This is a genomic window from uncultured Maribacter sp. (assembly GCF_947500405.1).
Classification (GTDB): domain Bacteria; phylum Bacteroidota; class Bacteroidia; order Flavobacteriales; family Flavobacteriaceae; genus Maribacter_B.
On the sequence record NZ_CANMRY010000009.1, the window covers coordinates 24,269 to 43,488 of the forward strand.

16 protein-coding genes and 1 tRNA gene are annotated in these 19,220 nt (G+C 32.5%); 8 read left to right on the top strand and 9 right to left on the bottom strand.

Going from position 1 to position 19,220, the window contains the following annotated elements; translation table 11 throughout:
* Positions 1-155: 155 nt before the first annotated feature.
* Positions 156-1,922 carry an aromatic amino acid hydroxylase gene (locus Q0945_RS12575; protein ID WP_299435067.1) on the top strand — a complete coding sequence of 589 codons (1,767 nt, stop codon included), beginning with the start codon at positions 156-158 and terminating at the stop codon, positions 1,920-1,922.
* Here Q0945_RS12575 and Q0945_RS12580 read toward each other — a convergent pair.
* From Q0945_RS12580 to alaS, 3 genes are read right to left on the bottom strand one after another with little or no spacing between them, the layout of a single operon-like run.
* Positions 1,919-2,533, bottom strand: a complete 615-nt coding sequence (locus Q0945_RS12580; protein ID WP_299435069.1) for a DUF4230 domain-containing protein — start codon at positions 2,531-2,533, stop codon at positions 1,919-1,921. The genes Q0945_RS12575 and Q0945_RS12580 overlap by 4 nt on opposite strands.
* Entirely contained in the window at positions 2,530-3,480 is a 951-nt protein-coding gene (locus tag Q0945_RS12585) for a GSCFA domain-containing protein (RefSeq protein WP_299435071.1), read from the bottom strand. Before Q0945_RS12585 ends, Q0945_RS12580 begins: the two co-directional genes overlap by 4 nt.
* 7 nt (positions 3,481-3,487) lie before the next feature.
* The gene (gene alaS / locus Q0945_RS12590) at positions 3,488-6,103 is read right to left on the bottom strand and encodes an alanine--tRNA ligase (protein WP_299435073.1); all 2,616 of its coding nucleotides are present in this window, start codon (positions 6,101-6,103) and stop codon (positions 3,488-3,490) included.
* A gap of 104 nt (positions 6,104-6,207) precedes the next feature.
* Here alaS and Q0945_RS12595 point away from each other — a divergent pair, with 104 nt between their 5' ends.
* From Q0945_RS12595 to Q0945_RS12615, 5 genes are read left to right on the top strand one after another with little or no spacing between them, the layout of a single operon-like run.
* Entirely contained in the window at positions 6,208-7,185 is a 978-nt protein-coding gene (locus Q0945_RS12595) for a M23 family metallopeptidase (RefSeq protein WP_121065386.1), read from the top strand.
* Positions 7,185-7,514, top strand: a complete 330-nt coding sequence (locus Q0945_RS12600) for a MerR family transcriptional regulator (RefSeq protein ID WP_298487646.1) — start codon at positions 7,185-7,187, stop codon at positions 7,512-7,514. The genes Q0945_RS12595 and Q0945_RS12600 overlap by 1 nt, the downstream gene beginning before the upstream one ends.
* Positions 7,515-7,533: 19 nt before the next feature.
* Positions 7,534-8,133 carry a LemA family protein gene (locus Q0945_RS12605; RefSeq protein ID WP_299435075.1) on the top strand — a complete coding sequence of 200 codons (600 nt, stop codon included), beginning with the start codon at positions 7,534-7,536 and terminating at the stop codon, positions 8,131-8,133.
* 5 nt (positions 8,134-8,138) lie between these two features.
* Positions 8,139-8,576, top strand: a complete 438-nt coding sequence (locus Q0945_RS12610; RefSeq protein WP_299435077.1) for a TPM domain-containing protein — start codon at positions 8,139-8,141, stop codon at positions 8,574-8,576.
* Positions 8,557-9,348, top strand: coding sequence for a TPM domain-containing protein (locus Q0945_RS12615; RefSeq protein WP_299435079.1), 792 nt, complete (start codon positions 8,557-8,559; stop codon positions 9,346-9,348). The genes Q0945_RS12610 and Q0945_RS12615 overlap by 20 nt, the downstream gene beginning before the upstream one ends.
* A 145-nt stretch (positions 9,349-9,493) precedes the next feature.
* Here Q0945_RS12615 and Q0945_RS12620 read toward each other — a convergent pair whose 3' ends face one another.
* From Q0945_RS12620 to Q0945_RS12645, 6 genes are all read right to left on the bottom strand, one after another.
* Positions 9,494-10,885 (bottom strand): right-handed parallel beta-helix repeat-containing protein, encoded by a 1,392-nt coding sequence (locus Q0945_RS12620; protein WP_299435081.1) that lies wholly within the window; start codon positions 10,883-10,885, stop codon positions 9,494-9,496.
* Between the two features lie 130 nt (positions 10,886-11,015).
* Positions 11,016-12,320: a ribosome biogenesis GTPase Der gene (gene der, locus Q0945_RS12625; RefSeq protein ID WP_299435083.1), complete on the bottom strand. Its 1,305-nt coding sequence runs from the start codon at positions 12,318-12,320 to the stop codon at positions 11,016-11,018.
* Between the two features lie 74 nt (positions 12,321-12,394).
* Complete coding sequence (locus Q0945_RS12630; protein WP_299435085.1) at positions 12,395-13,105, bottom strand: acetyltransferase; 711 nt, start codon at positions 13,103-13,105, stop codon at positions 12,395-12,397.
* A gap of 186 nt (positions 13,106-13,291) precedes the next feature.
* Positions 13,292-14,815, bottom strand: coding sequence for a choice-of-anchor I family protein (locus tag Q0945_RS12635; protein WP_299435087.1), 1,524 nt, complete (start codon positions 14,813-14,815; stop codon positions 13,292-13,294).
* A gap of 89 nt (positions 14,816-14,904) precedes the next feature.
* The gene (gene era, locus Q0945_RS12640; protein WP_299435089.1) at positions 14,905-15,792 is read right to left on the bottom strand and encodes a GTPase Era; all 888 of its coding nucleotides are present in this window, start codon (positions 15,790-15,792) and stop codon (positions 14,905-14,907) included.
* Positions 15,779-17,143 carry an amino acid carrier protein gene (locus tag Q0945_RS12645; protein WP_299435091.1) on the bottom strand — a complete coding sequence of 455 codons (1,365 nt, stop codon included), beginning with the start codon at positions 17,141-17,143 and terminating at the stop codon, positions 15,779-15,781. Before Q0945_RS12645 ends, era begins: the two co-directional genes overlap by 14 nt.
* 182 nt (positions 17,144-17,325) lie before the next feature.
* Between Q0945_RS12645 and Q0945_RS12650 the strand changes: the two genes are divergently transcribed.
* Both Q0945_RS12650 and xylE read left to right on the top strand, forming a co-directional pair.
* Positions 17,326-17,398 (top strand) — tRNA-Met (locus Q0945_RS12650).
* Between the two features lie 396 nt (positions 17,399-17,794).
* Entirely contained in the window at positions 17,795-19,210 is a 1,416-nt protein-coding gene (xylE, locus tag Q0945_RS12655; protein WP_299435093.1) for a D-xylose transporter XylE, read from the top strand.
* The last annotated feature ends 10 nt before the right edge of the window (positions 19,211-19,220 follow it).

Here is a 19,220-nt window from a genome sequence, read left to right on the forward strand (position 1 = left end):
TGTTTTAGCACTATAAAACTCAACTTAAAAGTACTTATTTCCTAATAAATTAAAAACACAGGAATTTTTACTAATAATTATACATTTTACACTACTAAATAACTAAATATATATCTTTAATAGTAATTATACATTTTTATATTTACATATATAATATGCAAAACAACTACCAAAGCAATCCAATTTTAGATAAATTACCCGAACACCTAAGGCAATTTATAAAACCCCAAAACTATGAGGAATACTCTGCTATAGATCAAGCAGTTTGGAGATATGTTATGCGCAAAAATGTAGGTTATTTAGGGAAAGTTGCACACGCATCTTACCTAGAAGGGTTACAAAAAACAGGAATATCCATAAATAACATTCCAAACATGTATGGTATGAACCGTATTTTAGAAGAAATTGGATGGGCAGCTGTTGCCGTAGATGGTTTTATCCCTCCATCCGCTTTTATGGAGTTCCAAGCATACAATGTTCTTGTAATTGCATCAGATATAAGGCAATTAGAAAACATAGAGTACACTCCTGCGCCAGATATTATACACGAAGGTGCTGGGCATGCTCCCATTATTGCTAATCCTGAATACGCAGAATATTTAAGACGATTTGGAGAAATAGGGTGTAAAGCTATTTCTAGCAAAAAAGATTATGAATTATATGAAGCTGTACGTCATTTATCTATCATAAAAGAAGCTCCAAACACTCCAGAAGACGAAATTAAAAAGGCCGAAAACCTAATAGAAAATCTTCAGCAAAATATGGGTAAACCTAGTGAAATGGCTCTTATTAGAAACCTGCATTGGTGGACTGTAGAGTATGGTTTAATTGGTACTGTTGACTCCCCTAAAATATACGGCGCAGGACTTTTATCCTCTATTGGAGAAAGTGCTTGGTGCATGACAAACGAAGTAGAAAAAATATCCTATTCTAAAATAGCAGCGCACACTGCTTTTGATATTACCAAACCACAACCACAACTATTTGTAACACCTGATTTTTCATTTCTAAGCCAAGTTTTAGAAGAATTTGCAAATACTATGGCATTAAGAACTGGAGGACTAAGTGGTGTTCAAAAATTAATAAATGCAGCAGAAATAGGTACTATAGAACTAAGTACAGGTTTACAAATCTCTGGTAATTTTATTTCGGTTCTTGAAGATAAGGGTAATCCAATATTTTTTCAGACAGCAGGACCTACTGCACTTTCCTATCGCAACCAAGAGCTTATAGGGCAAGGAATTAATCAACATTATTCCGGTTTTGGTTCTCCTGTAGGAAAATTAAAGGGTATTAATATTGCTATTGAGGATATGAGTCCTAGAGACCTTAAGGCGTATAACATTTTTGAAGGCGAATTAATTTCTCTAGAATTTGAAGGCGATATTACTGTGAAAGGAAAAATTATTACTGGAACACGAAACTTACAAGGAGAAATTATTTTAATTACATTAAAAAATTGCGTTGTTACGCATTTAGGAAAGGTGTTATTTAATTCGGAAGAGGAACTTTATAATATGGCAATCGGAGAAAAAATTGTTTCCGCTTTTAATGGCCCTGCAGATTTATCTAGTTTTAACAGAGTAACACATAAAGTTAAAACAACAACCCATAAAATTAAAAAGACTACTAAACAATTAAAACTAGAAGATTTATACCAACAAGTTAGAGACTTTAGAGAAGGCAAAAACAAAACTGTTTCTAGAAATAAAGTATTTAATGAAATACAAGAAAATTACCCTAATGACTGGCTTCTTTCCGTAGAACTTTATGAACTGGCAATGGATAGTAACACTATAGAATTTGCAACTTCTATTGCCACTCACTTAGAAAATATAAAGCTAAATAATCCTAAAGTTAAACATCTTATTGATGATGGTATAACACTAGTACAAGACCAATCAAAAAATAAAAAAGCTTAATCCTTTATAAATTGCTCTAAACTATTTTCTTGAATAGTGTGTTCGTTATACTCTAATGTCCACCCCATACTGTTGGTAAGTACGTAGAATTTAGACAACTCACTCAACAATCTATTTTTGGCATTGCTTTTTAAAGAAGAAGCTTCTACTTTTTTTAATAGGGAAGCGCGTATGTTTTTCTTTATAGTGTTATAATCTTCTGCTTTAAAAGGGTTTAAATAATCTGCAGTAACATCATAATACTCAAAATCTGGGTTTATTTTAATTTCGGGTTCTGGGATTTCTTTTATGTATAAGACTTTTGCTTTCTCATCTACTTTAAAAGTTAATTTGCTTAAATCATAACCAACGGTAACTTCGGCATTAACTACCACCAAAGCTTTTTTATCTGCTGTAATTAAAGGTCCAAAAAGTTCTTGAGAATCCTTATAATTATATACTTCTGCAAAATGCCCTTCGGTTACAACTAATTTAGAAATATTTTTAATTTGTTCCTGAATGAGCATTGAGTTTTCCTCTAGAATTGCTTTTTCTTTATTGCTATCCACACAAGAACGAAAAACAAAAACCATGGCCAATGCAACCAACGCGCCTATTAAAACTCTTTTCATACCGTAAATTTCATAAAAGAATACGTTTCTTGAAGATACATTTTTTTCTTTTCAAGCGCTTTTAAAAACGCTATATGTTTAAGAGACTTTTCATTAAAAGGTCTGTGCGCAAGTCCTTTTTGTACTACTGCAACTTTATCCATCTCTTTTTGGGTTTCTTCTGCAATCCAAACCGATGTAAATTTCTCCCAGATATAAGAAACCGCAACAGCATTTGGGTGCACCATATCTTCTTTATAAAAACGATAGTCGCGTAATTCATCCATCATAATTTCATAAGATGGAAAATAAGCTGCACCACTTTTTTTAACTACCTCATGTACAGCAGTAATAAGATGTGCCTTACTTTGTTGGTTTTCTAAAAATCCGTCTTTTATATGACGTACTGGAGAGATAGTAAACAATAGAATTGCTTCTTTATTTATGATTTTAATTTGCAGTTTTATATGCTCTAAACTTTCTTGAATTTCTTTTACGGATAGTATTCTCTTAGAAAATTGTTTTTGCGGAACTTTATGGCAATTAGCTACTATTTTTTTCTCCTCTAAAAAAGTATACACCCAAGCGGTTCCTAAAGTAATTACAATATGAGATGCTTTTTGTATCTGGTCTCTAGTAATCTGCAGTCCACTATTTAGTTTTTCTAACAATTCCTCAGGAGTACTAGAACTTAACTCGGAATGCGCATCATAACAATGCCAACGCTCTTCATGTAAAAAAATAGAATCTTTAGTGTACTCTCGAGAAGTAACAGCTCTAGTTATTAAACTTTCTATTGCGAGGGTGTGAAATAAAATTCCAAACGGATTTTGAACCGTCTGGAATTTATAATATTCTAATTTCTCCCCAATATTCTCTACAAAGCAAGAACCCAATAATAATAAAGAACTATTATATGTTATTTGGTTCTTTTCCTTTTGTAAAGGAATTTTTGTTTGGAGTTTCATAACTAGTTTATGAAATATACTCTTTTACTTTACTTAAAGCTTCATCTATACCTGCTGGGTTTTTACCTCCAGCTGTAGCAAAAAATGGCTGTCCGCCACCGCCACCTTGGATGTATTTACCTAGTTCACGAACAATAGTTCCTGCATTTATGTTTTTAGATGCAGCTAATTCCTTAGATATATAGCAAGACAATAGTGCTTTTCCTTTTTGCTCTGTACCGAATAATAAGAATAAATTGTCTTTATTCTGTCCCATTTCAAAAGAAAGGTCTTTAATCCCAGCAGCATCTAAATCTATCTTTTTTGCTAAAAATTGCACCCCGTTTACTTCCTCTAAACTACTTAACAAATCTCCTTTTAGATTCTTAGCTTTATCTTTTAAAAGCTCTGCTATCTGTTTTTTTAAAGCACTATTTTCTTCTTGTAAAGTGGATACCGATTTTATTGGGTCTTTTGCATTATTAAGCAAGTCTTTTATACCTATTAATATTTTATTATTATCTGTATAAAACTCCTTTACGCCATCATAGGTTATGGCTTCAATTCTACGAATTCCAGAAGCAACAGCACCTTCGCTCTTAATTTTAAAATGCCAAATATCTGCTGTATTTGCAACATGTGTTCCTCCACATAGCTCTATAGATTGCCCAAAACGAATAGTACGTACAGTATCGCCATACTTTTCTCCAAACAAAGCCATTGCTCCTTCTTCTATAGCTTGTTTCATAGGAACTGCTCTACTTTCTTTTAATTGTAATTTCCCCTCTATCCTAGCATTCACAAAACCTTCTACCTCACGCAATTCTTCTGTTGTAACTTTAGAGAAATGAGAAAAATCAAAACGTAAATATTTAGAATGCACTGCAGAACCTTTTTGCTCTACATGTGTCCCCAAAATTTCTCTTAAAGCTTGGTGTAATAAGTGCGTAGCAGTATGGTTTGCTTCGGTTCTTTGTCTTTGTTTTTTATCTACAGCCGCTTTTAATGTCTCTTCTAATTTCTTAGGCAAATTTTTAGAAAAATGAACAATTTCGTTATTCTCCCTTTTAGTATCCATAATATAAATAACATCTCCGTTAGGTGTTTCTAAATATCCTTTATCTCCAACTTGCCCTCCTCCTTCTGCATAGAACGGAGTTAAATTAAAAACTAATTGATATTGCTGCCCATCTTTCTTAGAAGTGATTTTTCTATATTTTACCAATTTTACATCCGCCTCTAATCTATCATAACCAATAAACTCTTGTTCTTGGTCATTTCGTAAAATAGTCCAATCTTCTTTTGAGGTTTCTGATGCAGATTTAGAACGATTTTTTTGTTCCTGCATTGCTTTGTCAAAACCTGCCGCATCTAAACTTAATCCTTTTTCGCTTAAAATTAAAGCAGTAAGATCTATAGGAAAACCATATGTGTCATAAAGTTCAAAAGCTTTAGCCCCATTTACTTCTTTTCCTTTGGTATTACTAATTATAGTATCTAATAAAACCAATCCCTGATCCAATGTCTTTAAAAAAGAATGCTCTTCTTCTTTAATTACATTTTCTATTAATTGGTGTTGCTCTTTTAATTCTGGATAAGCACTTCCCATTATATTATTTAGCACTCCTACTAAACGATACATAAAAGGTTCTTTGGTTCCTAAAAAGGTAAAACCATAGCGTACTGCCCTTCTTAAAATCCTTCGTATTACATAACCTGCACCAGTATTACTAGGCAACTGTCCGTCTGCAATAGAAAAAGACACCGCTCTAATATGGTCCGCAATTACACGTATTGCAATATCTACTTCTTCATTTTTCCCATATTTAGAATTGGTAATAGTCTCTATTTCTCTTATAATTGGCGTAAAAACATCGGTATCATAATTAGATTTTACATTTTGCATAACCATACACAAACGCTCAAAGCCCATTCCTGTATCTACATGTTTTGCTGGCAAAGGTTCTAACTGGCCACTTGCTTTACGGTTATACTGCATAAATACAAGATTCCATATTTCTACAACCTGAGGATGGTCTTTGTTTACTAAACTTGCCCCAGAAATTTTTGCTCTTTCTTCTGCAGAACGTATATCTACATGTATTTCTGAACATGGTCCGCAAGGTCCTTGCTCTCCCATTTCCCAAAAATTGTCTTTTTTATTTCCTTTTATAATTCGGTCTTCTGGTACAATAGCCTTCCATAAATTGTAAGCTTCCATATCCATTTCTAAATTATCTGCATCCGAGCTTCCTTCAAAAACAGAAACGTAAAGACTATCCTTATCTACTTTTAAAACATCGGTTAACAACTCCCAAGCCCATTCTATTGCCTCTTTTTTAAAGTAATCTCCAAAACTCCAATTACCAAGCATCTCGAACATAGTATGGTGATACGTATCTTTACCTACCTCTTCTAAATCGTTATGCTTACCACTTACTCTTAAGCATTTTTGTGTATCAGAAACTCTAGAACTTTTAGGCACACTATTTCCTAAAAAATACTCCTTAAACTGGTTCATACCAGCATTTGTAAACAATAAAGTAGGGTCATCTTTAATAACCATTGGGGCAGATGCGACTATCTTGTGGTTTTTTTCTTTAAAAAAATTTAAAAACTGACTTCTAATTTCCTTGGAATTCATCTAAAATGGTAAGGTTTCTTAAAAAATAATGGTTTCTGCAAAACAATTTTTATATTTGTTTATTGCGCTATATTTAAAGCACAAAAATAGGATAAAATCTATTCATGTCTAAAGTAAAATATTATTACGATCCAGATACGTTATCTTACCGTAAGATTGAACCAAAAAAATCTAAACGGTATAGAAACATAAGTTTCTTTTTTTTAGGGTCATTTCTATTTGGTTTACTAGGATTAATTTTCCTTTTAAACACCAATTTAATTAATACTCCCAAAGAACTATCCTTACAAAGAGAGGTAAAAAACTATGAACTTCAGTTTGAGTTGTTAGACAAAAAAATGGAGCAAATTGAAGATGTTCTTGCTAATATAGAGGATCGAGATAATAATATTTACAGACTATATTTTGAAGCAAACCCTATTCCTGAAGAGCAGAGAAGAGCAGGTTTTGGTGGTATAAATAGATATAAATCTCTAGAAGGCTTTAATAATTCTGATATGGTAATTGCTACTACCAAACGTTTAGATGTTATTAAAAAACAAATGGCTATACAATCTAAATCTTTAGATGAAATTACTATCCTTGCAGAAGAAAAAGAAAAATTACTAGCTGCAATACCGGCTATACAACCAATAAACAATGAAGATTTAACTAGAATGGCTTCTGGTTACGGCTGGCGTTCAGACCCTTTTACAAAGGCAAGAAAAATGCATTATGGAATGGATTTTACTGCTCCTAAAGGAACTCCTATTTATGCTTCAGGAGACGGTAAAATAGTTAGAGCAGATAATAATTCTTCTGGGTACGGTAAACACATACGTATAGACCATGGATATGGTTACCTTAGTTTGTACGCGCACTTAAGCCAATACAATGTAAAAAAAGGACAAAAAGTTAAGCGTGGAGACCTTATTGGTTTTGTAGGTAGCACAGGACGTTCCGAAGCTCCACATTTGCATTATGAAGTTTGGAAAGAAAAGGATCGTATAAACCCAATTAATTTTTATTATGGTAGTTTATCCCCTATAGAATTTGAGAATATGCTAAAGTTTGCTAATCAGGAAAATCAATCACTAGATTAATGCATATAGAACTTCCAGAAAAAAGATATTATGGTATTGGCGAAGTTGCCAAAGCTTTTGATGTAAACACTTCTCTAATTCGTTTTTGGGAAAAAGAGTTTGATGTTCTAAAACCAAAAAAGAACGCTAAGGGCAACCGTAAATTTACACCACAGGACATTACCAATTTAAAGTTAATTTACCACCTTGTTAAAGAAAGAGGGTTTACTTTAGAAGGAGCAAAAACACATTTAAAAGAAGAGCGACACAAAACTTTATCTAATTTTGATATCATACAAAAATTAGAAAAAGTAAAAATGGAACTTATAAAAATAAAAAACAACCTATAAACACTAAATAAACACTATTATGAAAAAAGGATTAATTGCTTTACTAGTACTTGGAGTATTAGCATTTGGAATTTACCAATGGGCAGTAGGCTTTAACAATACAGCTGTACAACTAAAAGAAACCTCTACCAAAACATGGGCAAATGTAGAAAGTGCTTACCAAAGAAGGAATGACCTTATTGGTAATTTAGTAAAAACAGTACAAGGCGCAGCAGATTTTGAACGTGGTACATTAACCGATGTTATAGAAGCAAGAGCAAAAGCTACATCTGTGTCTATAGACCCAACAAATATAACGCCAGAGCAACTTGCGCAATTTAATAAAGTTCAGGGCGGGCTTAGTGGTGCATTAAAAAGCCTACTAGTTACGGTAGAGCGTTACCCCGATTTAAAAGCAAATCAAAACTTTTTAGAATTACAGTCTCAGTTAGAAGGAACAGAAAATAGAATTAATGTTGCTAGAGACCGTTTTAACGCAACTGTAGAACCATACAATGTTTTAATTAAAAAATTCCCTGGATCTATTTTAGCAGGTATTTTTAATTTTGATGAGCTAGCTTATTTTAAAGCTGAAGCCGGTTCTGAAGATGCTCCAGATGTTAATTTTGATTTTAAATAAAATTAATGTCTAGAGTAGAAGAATTTTTAACAGCAGAAGAAGAGCAAGAAATTGTAGATGCTATAATTAAAGCAGAAAAAAATACTTCTGGTGAAATTCGTGTACACATTGAAGCACATACTCGACTAGACTTATTAGATAGAGCTAAAGAAGTTTTTCATTTTCTTAAAATGGATAATACCAAAGAAGAAAATGGAGTACTTCTTTACATTGCTGTTAATGACCGAAAATTCGCAATTTACGGTGATAAAGGTATAGACAAAGTTGTACCCAATAACTTTTGGGATGCTACCAAAGAAGGTATACGTAAAGATTTTGTTGCCGGTAACTTTAAAGAAGGAATTATTAATGGTGTTTTAAAAGCTGGTAAAGAGCTAGAAGAACATTTTCCATGGCTACATGGCGACACTAATGAATTAAGTAATGAAATATCTAAAGGGTAGTTTTCTTCTTTTTTTCTTATGCTTTTGGACTATTTCACAAGCGCAATTTAATATCCCCGAAAAACCTGGTAAACAAAACCAAACCAGTGTTTATGACTATATTGGTTTATTATCCGATTCGCAAAACAAAATACTTACCAGAAAACTTACCCAATACGCAGATAGTACCTCAACACAAATAGTAGTTGCTATAATTAGTTCTACGGAAGGTGAAAATATAACCTACTTAGGAGCAAATTGGGGACAAAAATGGGGAATTGGCCAAAAAGGAAAAGATAATGGCGTATTAGTATTACTTGCTAGAGACGACCGTAAAATTGCTATAAATACAGGATATGGTGTAGAAGGCTCTTTAACCGATGCCATGTCTCGTAGAATTATAGAAAGCGTAATTATTCCTAAATTTAAACAAAATGATTACTATGGTGGGCTCAATAAAGGCACCGATGCAATTATAAAAGTCTTAAACGGAGAATTTACAGAAGATAGAACTTTTAACGAAGGGATACCATTTGAAGCCTTTTTACCATTTATTATTTTCTTTATTATTCTAATAATCTTATGGAATAGAAAAGGGAATAATCATAACAACAAAGGTGGTAAACGAGGTTCCGGATTGGACTTTAGAGATATTATTATTCTAAGTAATATGGGACGCAGTGGCTCTTCTAGTGGAGGCTTTGGAAGCGGTGGCTTCGGAGGTGGAGGCGGATTTAGCGGCGGCTTTGGCGGCGGCGGCTTTGGCGGCGGCGGCGCATCTGGAGGCTGGTAAAACACTTATAGCTTGCAGCCATTATAGACAAATAAGTATTCTCTTCATGAAGGAAGATATATTTATTAAAATTATAAATTTTCTTTAAAAGTAGTCTTAGTATTCTTTTCCTGAATTATTATCAGGCGGCAATGGTTCAAAAAAACTACCATCCATCTATTACACATTGTAGAGTATGCGGTTTCGTTTCAGAAAGTGGTATTTCTTGTAGCTCATCTTCTAAATAATTTCCGTTAGCAAAACCTGTAACATTATTAAAACGATATGACCAACAAAACCTAAGGTTTGTATGTTCTTTAGAATATGTAACCAAATTATCTATTAACACTACGTTTTCAAAATCGATAAACGCCATAAAATAACCAAGAAATTTATTGCGCCTAATATCTGCGTCTGAACTTTTATACATATACATACCACAATTATTACAAACATTATCATGTACATAAGTGGCTCGGTTATGTCCTTTATCCCCCCCATTAGAGTATTGAATATAGCCCAACCTTCCATTAACGGAATCCGAATTCATGGTTATACTATTTCTGGCAATAATATTATGCGTTTTATGCCAACTAACAATCGGAGCGTCTACATAACTGCTTCCTTCTCCTTGCTCAAGAGTATTATCTAAGATGTAAACATTCTTACCACTTGTATTTACAATATCTCCTCCTGCGTTATGGTGAAAATAATTATTCTGTATTAATATGTTCTCATCTATGCGTCCGGCACCTTCTATATCAATTCCAAATTCTGGACTTGTTCCTTTAATATGGTGTATTTCATTATCTCTTATCTCTATACGTTTGCCTCCAACTATAGAAATACCCTGACGTCTATTGTTATAAATATTATTATTCACAAAAGTAACATCATTAGAATCTAATACTAAAGAACCGTCACCAGTTAAGTTATGAAGTTCCATATTTTTAATTAATACTTGATTACTTGTATTCCAAACACAAATACCATGACCTTCATCATGAGATTTACTTCCGTCACTATCTCGAGGTACGTAAACATGAGTATCTCGATCTCCTTTAATGATTCCATCACGAATAATTATATTATCTCCATTTAAACTAATTACGCAGTAATTCCATTTATTATTTGTATCTATTTTTAAAATTGCTCCCTCACTAAAAACAAATTCCGTATCGCCATGAATTTCAATACCTCCTTGATAAATTTCATTAACGTCTTCCCCAACCAAATACTCTCCTTCTGGCAGCACAACTTTAGTATAATTGTTTTCATGAGCCCAATCTATTGCTGCTTGTAAATTACTAGTCGTTTTTACAGCATTTGTATTATTATTGGGTATATCCCATTGGTCAATATCAATAACATACTCAAGGCTAGTTGGCATTTTAGGTAGTTGTGCCTTAAAATTTAGAATAGGTAATCCTGTTACATCTAAATTTTCTTTATCGGCTGCATACTCAGAATTACTAATAATAGTATCTAAATCTTCACTTTTACATGAAATATTAAAAAATAGTATACTAATTAACAGATAATAAATGGTACTTCTCATAAGCAAATATTAAGACTAGGTTTGCCTTACATAAACTTTAATTAGAAGATAATATTTTAAAAAAAAATGCTTTATCGACAAAAGGTATTACAATACACTACGGACTAATTTATAGGCCTGCGAAAAATATTTACTTTTTGCGCATAAATACACTAATAGGAACTCCCGAAAAATTAAAGTTTTCACGTAATTTATTCTCTAAATAACGCTTATATGGCTCACGAACATATTGCGGTAAATTACAAAAGAATGCAAATTGCGGATATGGCGTTGGCAGTTGCATACAAAATTTAATCTTAACAAACTTACCTTTATATGCTGGTGGTGGATAGTTCTCTATAATAGGCAACATAGTATCATTAAACTTACGTGTAGGTATCTTAATGTTTCTATTATTATACACCTCAACGGCGGTTTCTATAGCTTTAAAAATACGTTGCTTTGTTAGCACAGATATAAATAGAATTGGAACATCTGTAAAAGGCTCTATTGCTTTTTTAATTTTATCGGTATAATGCTTTATAGTATTTGTCTCCTTGTCTTCTACTAAATCCCATTTATTTACTAAGATTACAATGCCCTTATTATTTCTTTGTGCTAACCAGAAAATATTTTCTACTTGCCCATCAAAACCACGAGTGGCATCTAACAACAACAAACAAACATCGCTATGCTCTATAGCTCTTACAGAACGCATAACTGAATAAAATTCTAAATCTTCTTTAACTTTTGCCTTACGACGTATACCTGCTGTATCTACTAAATTAAATTCAAACCCAAAGCGATTATATTTAGTATCTATACTATCTCTTGTTGTACCAGCAATATCGGTCACAATATAACGATCTTCTCCAATTAATGCATTTATAAACGAAGATTTTCCTGCATTTGGCCTACCAACAACTGCAAACCTAGGAAGATTACTTTCCTCTTCTTCTACTTCTGGAAGGACTTTTACAATTGCATCTAGAAGCTCTCCAGAACCACTACCATTTATACTAGAAAGTGTATAAAAATCTCCTAGCCCAAGGTTATAAAATTCTACAGCATCTTCTGCACGCATAGCATTATCTACCTTATTAACTGCTAAAAAGACTGGTTTATTTACTCTTCTAAGTAACTTGGAAACATCTTCGTCCATTCCTGTTATACCAGACTCTACGTCTACCATAAAAATTATAGCATCGGCTTCTTCTATAGCAAGTTCTACCTGCTTATCTATTTCTTGTTCAAAAATATCGTCACTACCAACAACATAACCCCCTGTATCTATTAAAGAAAATTCTTTTCCGTTCCAGTCGCTCTTTCCATAATGACGGTCTCTTGTAACACCACTAACAGCATCTACAATAGCTTCTCTTCTTTGGATTAAACGATTAAAAAATGTAGATTTTCCAACATTTGGTCTTCCTACAATAGCAACAATAGCACTCATAATATAAAATTAAGCCACAAAGGTAGTGCTAATACTTAAATAAAAGATAAGAATATAAACAGAAGACTTTTTAACTATACTTCTTTTAAAAAATTATGACTTATAGTTCTTTTTTTTGCTCCTGTTAAGTAAGATTCCCCAGGATTCCTCTTTCTAACTACTTTAGCAGGAGAGCCAAACGCCAAAACATTACTTTCTACATTATCTATTACCAAAGAACCTGCTCCTATTACAGAATGATTTCCTATTCGAATATTTTCTATAATATTAGTTCCCAAACAAACAACTGAAAATTCACCTAAGTAAAAATTACCTCCAGTACATACACGAGGTGCTAGACTAGAAAAATCTCCCATAATACTATCATGATCTATGGAAGCATTAGTGTTTACTATACAAAAATCCCCAACTCTTGTACTAGACCCAACAATTGCGCCAGACATAATTACACTTCCTTTACCAATATGACTTTCTCTTCCTACACAAGCATTTGGATGAATAACGTTTACGAATATAAAATTTGGTAAAATAGAAGTTATTTTATCTACCACTTTTTTTCGTATCCAATTATCTCCTATTGCTACAACACCACCAACAATGCCATACTTTTCTACTAATATTGGTAAATCTGCTACACTTCCTAAAACAGTATAACCAACAACAACGCTTCCTTTTCTTTTATTGGAATCTATAAAACCAATAACAGAATATTTTCCTTGCTTTTGAATACAATCTAAAACAACTTTTCCATTTCCTGAAGCACCAAAAACTATAATATTTTTCATATAATAATGGGGATTCGTGCATTTTATCGATAAAAAACACACTTAACCGATAAATCAAAGGTAGGTAATCATTTCATATTTATACTCATATTTAATCCTATTTTTAGAAAAAATAGGACAAAAAAAATCTCTAAGTTCAAGTATATACTTAATCTTAGAGATTAATTAATAGTTACTTAACCTTACTTATTTTATCTCATAAATAGTAATTGTATTAGAAACTTCATTAGTTACTACTAATAAATTTTCTTTAGTTGGACTTTGTTCACTAGGAATTACTATTAATCCTTCTGGAGCAATATCTTCTGCGTTATATAACCAGTTTACAAAAACCGGTGCTGTTGGCGTTGTTATGTCATAAACCATTACTCCTCCTGTTCTTTCTAATCCAACAAAAAGTAAGGTGCTATTTCCTATTTTTAATGTCGTAACAGATTCTGGCTCCGCTCCTTTATCATCACTACGACCATCAGCTTCTCCTTCATCATTATTAAAAAGTTCCGGATTTAATTCAAATGTTTTCTTTCCTATTTGATCACCACTATCATATATTTTTGATCCTGCAGTATCCCATATGGTAAAAGAACGACCACCGTAACCATAAATTTGGTCAAAATCTCCATCGCCATCAGTATCTCCATTGGCAGTTGTAATTTTTAAACGACCTAAATTTTCATCTAATTGTAATTCTTCTGCATTAGGATAAACAGTTTCATCTAAAGTTAAATCTTTAACTCTTTCTTCCTCAGAGTACCCATCATAATCTCTAGCATCTCCTTCATTTGCAGTTATTAAATACTCAGCCCCACCAATTCTAGAAAAAGTCATAGCATCTGGCATGTAATAACTTAATACTGGCCAGTTTTTAAAATTACCAACAATAGCATCTTTATTACTAGCATCCATCGTATTTTCTGGTAAAGAAAAATCTTTAGTCCCTAAACCATAAACATTTGTAATTGCCATGCTTCCTAGGTCTACCACTGCAATACCGTTATTCTCTTGTAAAGTAACGTATGCATACTTACTATCTTCTGATACAGCAACGTATTCTGGCTCTACATCTTCACTTAAAGAAGCTCCAGGGCCAAAAACACGAAAATCATTACCTATAGTTTGCCCATTATAAGCACCAAAAAATAATGTGTTTATTTCATTCTCTTTAATATTAACTACAGAAATAGACCCTTCAGGGTCTACAGTATAATCATCATTTGGTTCTCCTTCATTTGCAGATATAATATATTTACCATCTGGACTAAAAGTTACCATATCTGGCAATGCTCCTGCATTATAAGTATTTACTTGAACTTGTGTTTCTGTATTAAAAGTAATTATTTGCCCATCTAATTGTTTTGGATCACTTTCTACAGCTACCGCTAATAAGCCATCATGTGCAGCAATACTGTTTGGTGTTCCAGGTAATGTTATTGATGTTAATTTTAGTGTTGCTGATGGATTAGATATATCCCATACAGATATTTCTTGCTCATTTGGATTTACTACAAATAATTTCTCTGTTTTTGCATCAAAAGCACTGATTTCTGCAAATCCTTCATCTCCAGAACCATTAATAGAAGTGCTTAATTTTGTAAAAGTTAATGCAGATACATCTATATCTTTATCGCCATCAAAGTCTGTATTATCATCATTAATACATGAACTAAAAATTAGGGCCATTGAAGCCGCTAGAATAAGTGATTTTTTCATTTTGGTATTTCATTGATTATTATAAGTCAACAAAAATGAACATCCTACTTAATTCTAAAGTAAAGAAAAGTATATCCTATGGTTACTAATTACTTCTTATTGTAACCAAAACGTTTCAGCTGTCGAGAATCGCTACGCCAATTCTTATTCACTTTTACATATAATTCTAAATGAACTTGTTTACCAAAAAATTTCTCCAAGTCTTTTCTAGACTCTACACCTACTCTTTTTAAAGCACTTCCTTTATGGCCAATAATGATTCCTTTTTGAGAATCTCTTTCTACCATAATAACAGCACGCATGCGAATAATATCTTCATCTTCAAAAAACTCCTCGGTTTCTATTTCTACAGAATACGGAATCTCTTTTTTGTAGTGTATTAATATTTTTTCGCGAATAGTTTCGTTTACAAAAAACCGCTCTGGTTTATCAGTTAATTGATCTTTAGGATAATAAGCTGGTGAAGCTGGCAGTAATTCTATAATACGCTCAAAAACACCTGTAACATTAAAATTTTGAAGTGCCGATATTAAATGTATTTCTACAGTTGGTAATTGCTCTTGCCAATACTGTACTTGTTCTTCTATTATTTCCTGTTCAGTAACATCAATCTTATTTAATAATAGTAATACAGGAATCTTAGAATTCTTTATTTTATTAAAAAACTTTTCATCTTTTAAAGCCTTTTCTCCAATTTCTACCATGTAAATTAAGACATCGGCATCTTCAAAAGCAGATTTTACAAAGTCCATCATAGAAGTTTGTAACTCGTAGGCTGGTTTAATTATCCCAGGTGTATCTGATAAAATCATCTGAAAATCATCTCCGTTTACTATTCCCAAAATACGATGTCTTGTAGTTTGTGCTTTAGAGGTAATAATAGATAATTTTTCTCCAACAAAAGCATTCATTAATGTAGACTTCCCTACATTAGGATTACCAATAATATTTACAAACCCGGCTTTATGCTCTGTCATTCTTTAACTTTTTAAAATATGCTTTTGCAGCTTCATTTACTTTCGGCGCCAATAATAAAACGGCTATCATATTAGGTATTACCATTAAAGCATATGAAAGGTCTATTAAATTCTTCACTAAATCTAAAGAAGCTACAGCGGCAAAAATAATCATTATAACAAAGTAGACATTATATAATTTACCTATTCGTGCGTTTGTTAGAAAAGAAAGTGATTTTACACCATAATAGGAATAGGTAAATAACGTAGAAAGAGCAAAAGCAGATACAATTATCATTAATAAATCATCACCATAACCAAAAAGTGTACGTCTAAATGCCTCTAAGGTCATTACAATTCCGCTCATATCTTCTAAATATGCACCACTTAATATTATTACTATAGCTGTAAAAGTACATACCAAAATTGTATCAATAAATGGACCCAACATAGCTACTAAACCTTCTTTAATAGGATTGTCCGTTTTAGATTGCCCATGATACATTGGTGCACTACCTAAACCTGCTTCGTTAGAAAACATAGCTCTACGAACCCCAATAATAACTAATCCCCAGAAACCTCCAGTTACTACCGTTTTAAAGTTCCAAGCCTCTGTAAAAATCAATCTTAAAGATGGTATTATTTGGCCAGAATTTAATAGCATAACCACAATTACTGCAACTAAATAAACAAATACCATAAAAGGTACAATTGCAGACGCCACCTTTGCTATTTTGTTAAGACCTCCAAATATTACAAAAGAAGTAATTACGGCTAAAAAGATTCCTATTGTCCATTTCCAACACTCATCTCCCATGGCATACAAGGTTTCCGATGGCTCAATTACACTCATGAATGTCTCCGTGAACTGATTTGCTGTAAAAACGCCTAAAAAACCAAATAACCCACAAACAGCAAAAAACACAGCCAGAGGTTTTGCTTTTTTACCCAAACCTTTTGTAATATAATACATAGGACCTCCTTGCATTTTACCATCTGAATCTATGCCTCTAAACATTATAGATAAACTGCAGGAATAAAACTTTATTCCCATTCCCAAAATTGCCGTAATCCAAATCCAAAAAACTACTCCAGGACCACCATCATGAATAGCAATAGCTACTCCAGAAATATTTCCTAAGCCTACTGTTGCAGCGACAGCTGCAGATAACGCCTGAAAAGAACTAACATCTCCTTTTGCATTTTTATCATCATATTTACCTGCGGTTATTGCTATAGCATGCCCAAAAAAACGAAGAGGAACCAACTTAGAATAGAAGAAAAGAAAAAGTCCGCCACCAATTAAAAGAATAAACATGGGCCATTCTGTATATGGCAAGACGGAAGACAATAAATCGTTTAAAAAATTCATAAATAACGGTAATCTTAAAGATTGGGTAATTTAGGAATTTTAAAACGGATGCAGTAAAATAAATATGTGTTTTTATTTTGATAGTAAACAAAAAGCATTGTATATTTGCAGTCCAAAATAAGTCAGTCAGCATTATGAACTGAGTGCTTTTAAGGCAAAGTTGATTATTTTGAAATCCATATCGCGGGATAGAGCAGTAGGTAGCTCGTCGGGCTCATAACCCGAAGGTCACAGGTTCGAGTCCTGTTCCCGCTACTACCAAAAGCCTTTCAGGAAATTGAAAGGCTTTTTTATTTATTACCTTACCTATCTTTACGTAATTTCGGATCAAGCCTAAAAGTTGTGTTTATGCAAATATTCTGTTGAAGCGTTTTTTGAGTATGTTTTACAACATCTTTTATTCTTACCTAAAAAAAATATACTATATTATTATATAATACTGCAACATAGTCTAACTTAATGTGTTTGCATAAATTTTATTAGAGTAACCGTATAGTTAAGTTGCTGAATTTGTAACAAATGATGCTTAATAATTTACAAACACTTTTTTAATATACACTTAACTTTGTTAACACTGGAATTTAAAAAAACTAGTTTAAAACAAAGCTTTATTAAAAAACACACTAAATAATAGTAAAATCTTAAAAATATATGTCCAAGTCAGAAAATTCAAGGTACTTATTAAAATTAACATTAGTAGCTACCTTAGGAGGGTTACTATTTGGTTATGACACAGGTGTTATTTCAGGAACAGTTGGCTCTTTAGATGCTTTTTTTATAAAGCCAAAAGGTTTGTCAGAAACAGCAGCAAGTGCTTTTAAAGGTTTTTTAATATCAAGTGCTTTAATTGGGTGCATCATCGGAGGCATATTTGGAGGAGTAATAAGTAAAAAAGTTGGTAGAAAAAACGGTTTAATAATTGCAGCTATTTTATTTTTAGTATCTGCATTAGGATCAGCAATGCCAGAAATGCTAATTACTAGAATAGGTACAGCAGACCATACATTCTCAACTGTATTTATTATATATAGAATTATAGGCGGCTTAGGGGTTGGTTTAGCATCTATGCTCTCTCCTTTGTATATTTCAGAAATAGCTCCAGCAAATAGTAGAGGTAAGTTAGTTTCATTTAATCAATTAGCTATTGTTGGTGGTTTTATGGTTGTATATTTTGTTAATTATTTTATTTCAAAAGGAGGGGGCTCTGATGAATGGCTAAACACTGTGGGTTGGAGATGGATGTTTGCCTCAGAGGTAATACCGGCGAGTTTGTTTTTAATTTTACTATTTTTTGTACCTGATACACCACGATCTTTAATGTTAAAAAACAGAAAAAAAGAAGCTCTAAATGTATTAGTTAAAGTTAATGGAAAAATAGAAGGTCATAAAATCTTATCAGAAATTGATGGGTCTGTTACCGAAACCTCAGGTAAATTATTGTCTTATGGTTGGTTAGTTATTGCAATAGGAATAATTCTTTCTGTTTTTCAGCAGTTTGTAGGTATTAATGTTGTATTATATTATGCCCCTGAAATTTTTAAATCTATTAACTCTGATACGGATGGTGCTTTATTTTTAACAATACTTGTTGGTATTGTAAATTTCATATTCACTATTATTGCTATTAAGACCGTAGATAAATATGGTAGAAAGCCTTTAATGATTATTGGAGCGTTAGGTATGACAATAGCAATGTTTGCTCTTGGATTTGTGTTTTTTGCTAAGTCTACAGGTTATTTGGCATTAATTTGTATGATGCTCTATGTCGCTAGTTTTGCTGTAAGCTGGGGGCCTGTAACATGGGTTTTACTTGCTGAAATATTTCCAAATAAAATAAGAGGAAAAGCCATGGCTATCGCAGTAGCTGCCCAATGGATATCAAATTACTTAGTTTCTTTAACTTTTCCAATGATGGATGATAACTCTTTTTTAACAGAGCATTTTAATCATGGGTTTTCTTATTGGGTATATGGGCTTATGAGTCTTTTAGCAATGTTTTTTATATTAAAATTTGTACCTGAAACAAAAGGAAAGACTTTAGAAGAAATGGAAGAAATTTGGAAATAGAAATATTATT

Excerpts from the sequence above, each read along its gene's own strand:
- Q0945_RS12645 (WP_299435091.1), bottom strand. The coding sequence starts at position 17,143 with ATGAATTTTTTAAACGATTTATTGTCTTCCGTCTTGCCATATACAGAA.
- Q0945_RS12635 (WP_299435087.1), bottom strand. The coding sequence starts at position 14,815 with ATGAAAAAATCACTTATTCTAGCGGCTTCAATGGCCCTAATTTTTAGT.
- Q0945_RS12575 (WP_299435067.1), top strand. The coding sequence starts at position 156 with ATGCAAAACAACTACCAAAGCAATCCAATTTTAGATAAATTACCCGAA.
- Q0945_RS12615 (WP_299435079.1), top strand. The coding sequence starts at position 8,557 with ATGAAATATCTAAAGGGTAGTTTTCTTCTTTTTTTCTTATGCTTTTGG.
- der (WP_299435083.1), bottom strand. The coding sequence starts at position 12,320 with ATGAGTGCTATTGTTGCTATTGTAGGAAGACCAAATGTTGGAAAATCT.
- alaS (WP_299435073.1), bottom strand. The coding sequence starts at position 6,103 with ATGAATTCCAAGGAAATTAGAAGTCAGTTTTTAAATTTTTTTAAAGAA.
- Q0945_RS12600 (WP_298487646.1), top strand. The coding sequence starts at position 7,185 with ATGCATATAGAACTTCCAGAAAAAAGATATTATGGTATTGGCGAAGTT.
- Q0945_RS12605 (WP_299435075.1), top strand. The coding sequence starts at position 7,534 with ATGAAAAAAGGATTAATTGCTTTACTAGTACTTGGAGTATTAGCATTT.
- Q0945_RS12585 (WP_299435071.1), bottom strand. The coding sequence starts at position 3,480 with ATGAAACTCCAAACAAAAATTCCTTTACAAAAGGAAAAGAACCAAATA.
- Q0945_RS12630 (WP_299435085.1), bottom strand. The coding sequence starts at position 13,105 with ATGAAAAATATTATAGTTTTTGGTGCTTCAGGAAATGGAAAAGTTGTT.
- xylE (WP_299435093.1), top strand. The coding sequence starts at position 17,795 with ATGTCCAAGTCAGAAAATTCAAGGTACTTATTAAAATTAACATTAGTA.
- Q0945_RS12595 (WP_121065386.1), top strand. The coding sequence starts at position 6,208 with ATGTCTAAAGTAAAATATTATTACGATCCAGATACGTTATCTTACCGT.
- era (WP_299435089.1), bottom strand. The coding sequence starts at position 15,792 with ATGACAGAGCATAAAGCCGGGTTTGTAAATATTATTGGTAATCCTAAT.
- Q0945_RS12580 (WP_299435069.1), bottom strand. The coding sequence starts at position 2,533 with ATGAAAAGAGTTTTAATAGGCGCGTTGGTTGCATTGGCCATGGTTTTT.
- Q0945_RS12620 (WP_299435081.1), bottom strand. The coding sequence starts at position 10,885 with ATGAGAAGTACCATTTATTATCTGTTAATTAGTATACTATTTTTTAAT.
- Q0945_RS12610 (WP_299435077.1), top strand. The coding sequence starts at position 8,139 with ATGTCTAGAGTAGAAGAATTTTTAACAGCAGAAGAAGAGCAAGAAATT.